Raw genomic sequence first — 8353 nt, 5'->3', positions numbered from 1 at the left:
GGCCACGGCGGCGGGCATCCTCTCCTACGAGGACGGCGCGATGGTCGTCGCCCGGCGCAGCGCGATCGCCCGCCGGACCTCGGGCAAGGGCCGGATGCTGGCGGTGGACCTCTCGCTGGACGCGGCGAAGGCGGCGCTGTCCGGCTTCGAGGAGGGCGTGTCGTTGGCCGTGAACAACGGCCCGAACAGCTGCGTGCTCTCCGGTGACACCGAACTCGTGCTCGCGCTCAAGGAGTTGCTGGAGGCCGAGGGCACCTTCTGCCGCCTGGTGAACGTGGACTACGCCTCGCACAGCCCGCAGATGGACGAGCTGGAGGACGATCTGCTGGCGGCGCTGCAGTCCGTGCGCCCGGGCCGGGGCGCCGTCGAGCTGATGTCGACGGTGCGGGTGGCCCCGTTGGAGGGGCCGGAGCTGGACGCCCGGTACTGGGTGGACAACCTGCGCCGGCCGGTGATGTTCGCCGACGCGATGGAGCGGCTGTTCGACACCGGGGTGACCCATGTGGTCGAGATCAGCCCGCACCCGGTGCTCACCCCGGCGTTGGAGCAGCTGGCCGCGCAGCGGCCGGTGCCGCCGCAGGTGCTGTCGACGCTGCGGCGCGACCAGGGCTCGCCGGACACGGTCCGCGAGTCCATGGCGCGGGCGTACGTGAGCGGTCTGGAGCCGTTCGGCGCGCTGCCCCGGGCCGCCTGGGCGCCGGTGCCGCCGTACCCGTGGCAGCGGGCCGTGCACTGGGTGGAGCAGGGCCGCCGGCGGGCCGGGAGCGGGGCCGGGGAGGAGCTGCGGCTGGTGCCGTCGGTGACCGAGCAGGGTGCCTGGACCGGCATGCTGGAGCTGGCCCCGGCGGACATCCCCTGGGTGCGCGACCACCGGGTCTACGACGCGGTGGTGCTGCCCGGCACCGGGATGCTGGAGCTGGCGCTGCGCACGGCGCTGGCCAGGACCGGCGGCGCGCACCGCATGCTCGCGGAGGTCGGCCTGCACAGCCATCTGACGCTCACCGAGGAGCCGGTGACGGTGGCGCTGGGCTGGCGGGACGATGTCACGGGCGGCGGCAGTTTCACGCTGTCCTCGCTGGAGCCGGGCGGGCAGGGCTGGGTCCGGCACGCCTCGGCGCGGGTGCTGGCGGAGGACACCGCGCCGGACGCGCCGTCGTTCCCGGAGCGGCTGCTCGGCCTCGACGCCGCACCGGCCGCCGCGTTCTACGCCGACTGCGCGGCGCGGGGCCTGAACTACGGTCCGGCGTTCCAGGGTGTGGTGGGGCTGCGGGCCGGGGCGGCGGAGTGCCTGGCCGAGGTGCGGCTGCCGGAGGGCTGCCTGGCCGGCGGCCATCCGCACCGGCTGCACCCGGCGCTGTGGGACGCGGCGTTGCAGGCCTCGATCCCGCTGTTCCCGGGCGAGGAGGCGGCGGTGCCGGTCGGGGTCGGGCGGGTGCATCTGCACCAGGACCTCGCGGAGCCGGTGACGGCGCTGTGGTCGCACGCGGTGCGGCGGGACGGCGGCGAGGAGGTGGACCTGTTCGTCTTCGACGCGGAGCGGCGGCCGGTGCTGAGCCTGCTGGGCCTGCGGATGCGGGCGCTGGCGGCCTCGGCCGATCCCGGTGCCGTGGACGCGGAGCGGATCCACCGGCTGGAGTTCCGGCCGAAGGACCGCGCCGGCGGGACGGATGTGGCGGAGCAGATCGGCTCGGCGCAGCGGCCCGGCCACTGGGCGGTGTGCGCGGCCGACCCGGTCGGCGGCACGGCGGCCTGGGCGCGGGCCGGGGAGCTGGCCGAGGCGCTGGGCGCGCTCGGCGGGACGGCGCTGGCCCAGGTGGCCGACGGCGCGGACGCGGCGCGGACCGAGGTCTGGCAGGAGCGGCTGGCCTCGGTGGAGGGGCTGGACGGCGTGGTCTTCCTGGCGCCCGGCGCGGACGCCGGGCCGGAGGCCCAGCGGGCGGCCCTCACGGCGCTGGCCGCGCTGGTGCGCGCCTGCTCCGCGCGCCCGCTGGTGCCCCGGCTGGTCGTGGTGACCGCCGACGCCCAGCTGCCGCCGTCGGCGGCCGGGGCGGTCGACCCGGGCGCGGCCCTGTACTGGGGCTTCGGGCGGGTGCTGCGCCGTGAGCACCCCGAGCTGCGGCCGGTGCTGGTGGACGTGGCCGGTGACGAGGCCGACTGGGCGGCGCGGTGCGCCGTCGAGCTGTCGGCCGAGGACGGCGCGGACCAGGTGGTGCTGCGGGGCGGGGAGCGGCTGGTCGGCCGGCTGGTGCGCGGCGCGGCGGGCCCGGCGGACGACCCGGCGGACCCGGCCCGGCCGCGCTGGCGCTCGGCGGCCCCGCAGGCGTTCCGGCTCGCCCCGGACGGTCGGGGCACCTGGGACGGGCTGGCGTTCCGGCCGCTGGAGCGGCGGGCGCCGGGCGCCGGGGAGATCGAGCTCGCGGTGGGGTCGGCGGCGCTGAACTTCATCGACGTGATGAAGGTGATGGGCACCTATCCGGACCCGACGGCCGACGCCCGGCTGCTCGGTCTGGACGGCGTGGGCGTGGTGACCAGGACCGGCGCGGGTGTGACCCGCTTCGCCCCGGGCGACCGGGTGGTCGCCTGCACCAGCGGCGGCGCGCTCGCCACCCACTGGACGGTGCTCGCCGACCACGCCCAGCACGTGCCCGAGGGGATGGCGGACGCCGACGCGGCGGCGTTCCCGGCGGTGACCATCACCGCCTGGTACGGCCTGCGGCACCTGGCCGCGCTGCTGCCCGGTGAGACGGTGCTGATCCATTCGGCGGCGGGCGGGCTGGGGCTGGCGGCGATCGCGGTGGCGCGGCTGCTGGGCGCCGAGGTCCTCGCCACGGCGGGCAGCGCGCACAAGCGGGACCGGCTGCGCGAGCTGGGGGTGCGGCACGTCTTCGACTCCCGGGACCTCTCCTGGGCGGACGAGGTGCGGGCGGCGACCGGCGGCCGCGGGGTGGACGTCGTCCTCAACTCGCTGACGGGCGCGGCGATCCCGCTGGGCCTGGAGGTGCTGGCCGAGGGCGGGCGGTTCGTCGAGGTCGGCAAGGCCGACATCTACGGCGGGCGCACGCTGGCCCTGGACGCGTTCCGCAAGGGCATCGGTCTGGCCTCGCTGGACCTCGCCGGGGTGATCGCCCGCAGGCCGGCGCTGTTCACCCAGCTGTTCGCCGAGGTGTGGGAGCGGGTGGAGGCGGGCGAGCTGGCGCCGCTGCCGGTGCTGTCCTACCCGTTCGCGCGGGCCGCCGAGGCGCTGCGGGAGATGTCCCACGGCCACCACATCGGGAAGTTCGTGCTGTCGGACCCGTCGACGGTCACGGAGGTGGCACCGGAGCCGCTGCGGGACGGCCGGTTCCGGGGCGACGGCACCTATCTGATCACCGGTGGGCTCGGGGCGCTCGGCCTGTCGCTGGCGGAGTTCATGGCCGGGCGCGGCGCGGGCCGGCTGGCCCTGGTGGGCCGCTCCGCGCCGGGGGCGGACGCGGTGGCCCGGATCGAGGCGCTGCGGGCGCGCGGCGTGCTGGTGGAGACCTTCGCGGCCGATGTCGCCGACGCGGCGGCGGTGCGCCGGGTGCGCGAGCAACTGCCGCCGCTGCGCGGGGTGGTGCACGCGGCCGGGCTGCTGGACGACGCGACCGTGCTCAATCTGACGGCGGAGCAGCTGGACCGGGTGCTGGCGCCCAAGGTCGACGGCGCGGTCCACCTGGACGCGGCGACCGAGGGCGACCCGCTGGACTTCTTCCTGCTGTTCTCCTCCGCGGCCGCGCTGTTCGGCAACGCCGGCCAGGCGGCCTACGCGGCGGGCAACGCCTTCATGGACGCGCTGGCGGTGGACCGGCGGCGGCGCGGGCTGCCCGCGCTGAGCGTGCAGTGGGGCCCGTTCAGCGATGTCGGTCTGGCCGCCGCGGAGGACAACCGCGGGGCCCGGCTGGCGGAGCGCGGCATGGCGGGCTTCTCCACCGCCGAGGCGTGGCGGGCGCTGGAGGGGTTCCTCGGCGGTGACGAGCAGGTGGTCGCGTATGTGCCGATCGACCTGCGGCAGTACCTGGAGGCGTACCCGGACACCGCGACGCTGGACAGCTGGAGCGCGCTGCGCGAGCTGGCCCGGCACGGCGGGGGCGGCAGCAGCGCGGGCGCGGCCTTCCTGGCCGAGCTGCGCGGGGCGCCGCAGGAGCGCTGGCCGGAGCTGCTGGAGGCCAAGGTGCAGGAGCTGGCCGGGCGGGTGCTGCGGCTGGAGGCCGGGGCGATCGACCGGGACACGCCGTTCAAGTCGCTGGGGCTGGACTCGCTGATGGGTCTGGAGCTGCGCAACCGGCTGGAGGCGGCGTTCGGGCTGCGGCTGTCGCCGACGCTGCTGTGGACGTACGGCTCGGCCCGGGCGCTGTCGGCGGTGCTGGCCGAACGGCTGCTGGGCGATCCGGCGGCGGGCGAGGGCACCCCGGGCGAGGACGGCGCGGCCGTCGAGGCCGCCGACGCCGAGGGCGAGGGCTGAGCGCATGACGGAGCAGCAGCAGAGCGGTACCGCCGCGCCCGCGCCCACCCCGCTCACCCGGGCGCTCGACACCGTCCGCAAGCTGCGGGCGCAGCTGGACGCCGCCAGTGGCACCGGCCCGCTGGCCGTGGTCGGCATCGGCCTGCGGCTGCCGGGCGGCATCGCCGACCTGGACGGCTACTGGACCGCGCTGGCCGAGGGCCGCGAGCTGGTGGGTCCGCTGCCCTCCGGGCGGCGCGGGCCGTTCGCCGCCGAGTGGGAGCAGCTGCCGCACAGCGGCGGGTTCCTGGACGAGGTGATGGACTTCGACGCGGAGTTCTTCGGCATGGGCCCGGCCGAGGCCCGGGGCGTCGACCCGCAGCAGCGGCTGCTGCTGGAGGTCGCCTGGGAGGCGCTGGAGAACGCCGCGCTGCCGCCGGACCGGCTGGACGCGGCCCGCACCGGGCTGTTCGTCGGGATCACCGGCCAGGAGTACTGGGACTGGCACACCGGTGAGCTGGACACCCACTGGGCGGGCGGCAACGGCCACTGCTTCACGGTGGGCCGGGTCGCGTACGCGCTGGGGCTCGCCGGTCCGGCGATCACGGTGGACACGGCCTGCTCCTCCTCGCTGGTGTCGGTGCACCTGGCGCGCCAGGCGCTGGCCCGCCGGGAGTGCGACGTGGCGCTGGCCGGCGGGGTGAACCTGGTGCTCTCGCCGCGCGCGACCCGGCTGCACCAGCTGGCGGGCACCCTGTCGCCGGACGGGCGCTGCCGGCCCTTCGACGCCCGGGCGAACGGCTTCGCCCGGGGCGAGGGCTGCGGTGTCCTGGTGCTGAAGCGCCTGGAGGACGCCCGGCGCGACGGCGACCGGGTGCACGCGGTGGTGCACGGTTCGGCGGTCAACCAGACCGGCCGCTCGACCGGCTTCACCGCGCCCAATGTGCTGTCGGAGGTGGCGCTGACCGAGGCGGCGCTCGCGGACGCCGGGCTCGCCGCCGCCGACATCGGCCTGGTGGAGGCGCACGGCACGGGCACCTCGCTCGGGGACACCATCGAGATGGAGGCGATCGCCGCCGCGCTGGGCCGTCGCAACGGCGGCGCCGAGTTGAGCGTCGGCTCGGTCAAGGCCAATCTGGGCCACCCGGAGTCCGCGGCCGGGGTGATCGCCCTGGTGAAGGCGGTGCTGTGCCTGCGGCGGCGCGAGGTGCCGCCGCTGGTGAACTTCAGCACCCTCAACCCGCTGATCGACCTGGACGGCACCGCCATCACCCTGCCGACGGCGCTGCGGCCCTGGCCGGAGCGCGGCGGGCGGCACGCGGCGGTGAGCGCCTTCGGCATGGGCGGCACCAACGCCCAGGTGATCCTGGGCGCGGCCGAGGACGCCCCCGTCGACGGGGCCGGGGCCGTCCCGGTGGCGGGCTTCGAGCTCTCCGCCCGGACACCGGAGGCGGTGCGGGCGCTGGCCGGCGCCCTGCACGGGCGGCTCGCCGGGCTGCCGGACGGGTCCTACCCGGCGTTCGCCTACACGGCCGGGGCCGGGCGGGCCCGGCACCGCTGGCGGGCGCGGATCGCCGCCGCCGACCGGGCCGCCGCGCTGCGGGCGCTGAGCGGGCTCGCCGAGGGCGGGGCGCCGTCCGGAGTGGTGCTCGCCGAACGGGAGCAGCACGACCGGGACGAGGCCGACGGCGGGTTCGCGGGGCTGCCCAGGGCCGTGCTGGACCTGCCGAACTACCCCTGGCAGCGCCGCCGGTACGCCCCCGAGGCTCCCGGAGCGCAAGCACCCGCCGTGCAGCCGACCGCCGTGGAGCAGCCGACCGCCGTGGAGCGGTCGCCCGCCGAGGAGGGGGCCGGTCGCGCCCTGTTCGCCCTGGAGTGGGCCGAGGCCGAGCACGGCACGGTTGCGCCGGCCGGCGCTCCGGGCCGCTGGCTGCTGTTCGCCGACCGCGCGGGCACGGCCGGCGCCCTGGGCGCCGAACTCGTCGCCCGGCGCGGCAGTTGGGTGACCGTCACCGCGGGCAGCAGCTCCCGGCGGATCGACCCCCTGCGCTACGAGCTCGACCCGGCCCGGCCGGAGGACCTCGCCGCCCTGCTCAAGGAGTTGCGTGCGGCCGGCGACGAGCCGTGGGCCGGGGTCCTGTACGCCTGGGGCCTGGACGCGGCCGGCGGACCGGCGCCGGAGGGTCCGGGGCCGTTCCCGCTCCCGGCGGCGCGGGAGGACGCCGTCCGCCCGGCCCCGCTGCTGGTCCGGGAACTGGCCGGCGAAGGGCTGCCCGGCGCCCCGCGGCTGGTGCTGCTGACCCGGGGCGCGCAGCGGGTGACCGAGCGGGACGGGGCGCCCGACCCGGTGCAGGCGCTGCTGTGGGGTGCGGCCGGGGTGGCCTCGGCCGGGACGGATGCGCCCCGGCCGCTGCTGGTGGACCTCGACCCGGACCCGGCGCGGGACGACGCCGCGCGGCTGCTGGAGGTGCTGCTGCACCCGGCCGGGGAGCCCTCGGCCGCGCTGCGCGGACCGGTCGGATACACGCCGGTCCGGGTGCCGCAGGACTCCGCGGACGGCACCGAACCCGCCTGGCAGCGGCGGCCGTTCGACCCGGAGCTGGACACCAACCAGCGACTGCTGGCGGTCCGGCCCGGCCTGCTGGAGAGCCTGACGCCGACCCGCTGGGAGCGGACCGCGCCCGGCCCCGGCCAGGTGGAGATCGAGGTCGCGGCGGCGGGGCTGAACTTCAGCGATGTGCTCAAGGCGATGGGCGCCTACCCGGGCGCGGCCGGGACGGTCCCGCTGGGGGTCGAGTGCGCGGGCCGGGTGAGCGCGGTCGGCGCGGGCGTCGAGCGCTTCCGGGTCGGCGACCGGGTGATGGCGGTCGCGCCGTCCGCGCTCGCGGCCTACACCACCACCGAGGCGCACCTGGTGGCGCCGAGGCCGTCGGCGCTGGACGACGAGCAGGCGGCGGCGGTGCCGGTGGCCTTCCTCACCGCCGTGTACGGGCTGGGCCACCTGGCCCGGCTGCGGGCGGGCGAGACGGTGCTGGTCCACTCGGCGAGCGGCGGTGTGGGCCTGGCCGCGCTGGCGGTGGCCAGGCGGTGCGGGGCACGGGTGTTCGCCACCGCGGGGACGCCCGCCAAGCGCCGCTTCCTGCGCGAACTCGGCGGCGTGGAGCTGGTGATGGACTCCCGCTCGACGGACTTCGCGGCGGAGGTCGCGGCGGCCACCGGCGGGCGCGGCGTCGATGTGGTGCTCAACTCGCTGACCGGGGAGGCGCTGCGGCGCGGTCTGGCACTGCTGGCGCCGGGCGGGCGGTTCGTCGAGCTGGGCAAGCGCGACATCCACGAGGACAGTCCGATCGGCCTCGGCGGTCTGAAGGCGAACCGGGCGCTGTTCGCGGTCGACCTGGACCACACCTTCCATGCGCAACCGGAGCTGCTGGCCGAGCTGTTCGAGGAGGTGGTGCGGGGATTCGAGGACGGCGGCTTCGGACCGCTGCCGGTCACCGTCCACCCGTTCGCCGGGGCCCGGGAGGCGTTCGCCGCCATGGCGCAGGCCCGGCACACCGGCAAGCTGGTGCTGCGTCCGGAGCCGGCACCGGAGCTCGCGGTGCCGCCGACCCGCTCGGTGGTCCGGGCCCGGGCCGGCTACCTGGTCACCGGGGGCACCACCCCGGCGGCCCTGGCGGCGGCCCGCCGGCTGGCGGACCTGGGGGCGCGCCGGATCGCCCTGCTCCGCTCCCCCGGCTCCGGCGCGGACGCCGCCGCGGAGCCGGCGGTGGCCGAACTGCGCGCCCGGGGCGTGGAAGTGGTGCTGCCGGTCGCCGACCTGTCCAGCGCCGAGGAGGTGGCCGCCGCGGTGGCCGCGTTCGACACTCCGGCGGCGCCGCTGGCCGGGGTGGTGCA

The 8353-nt window shown here is 77.6% G+C and carries 2 protein-coding genes; both read left to right on the top strand.

The genetic code is table 11. The features are described 5' to 3' along the window. Positions 1 to 4480, top strand: a 4480-nt coding sequence (locus VR45_RS36045) for an SDR family NAD(P)-dependent oxidoreductase (RefSeq protein WP_045944142.1), incomplete at its 5' end; no start/stop codon positions are given. Positions 4481 to 4484: 4 nt separating this feature from the next. Continuing rightward, positions 4485 to 8353, top strand: a 3869-nt coding sequence (locus tag VR45_RS43465) for a beta-ketoacyl synthase N-terminal-like domain-containing protein (RefSeq protein WP_159394479.1), incomplete at its 3' end; no start/stop codon positions are given.

The sequence above is a fragment of the Streptomyces sp. NRRL S-495 genome (assembly GCF_000966955.1).
In the GTDB taxonomy this organism is placed as follows: Bacteria; Actinomycetota; Actinomycetes; order Streptomycetales; family Streptomycetaceae; genus Kitasatospora; species Kitasatospora purpeofusca.
The sequence above is the reverse complement of the archived record's forward strand: the minus strand, read 5'-3'. Positions and strand labels throughout refer to the sequence as shown.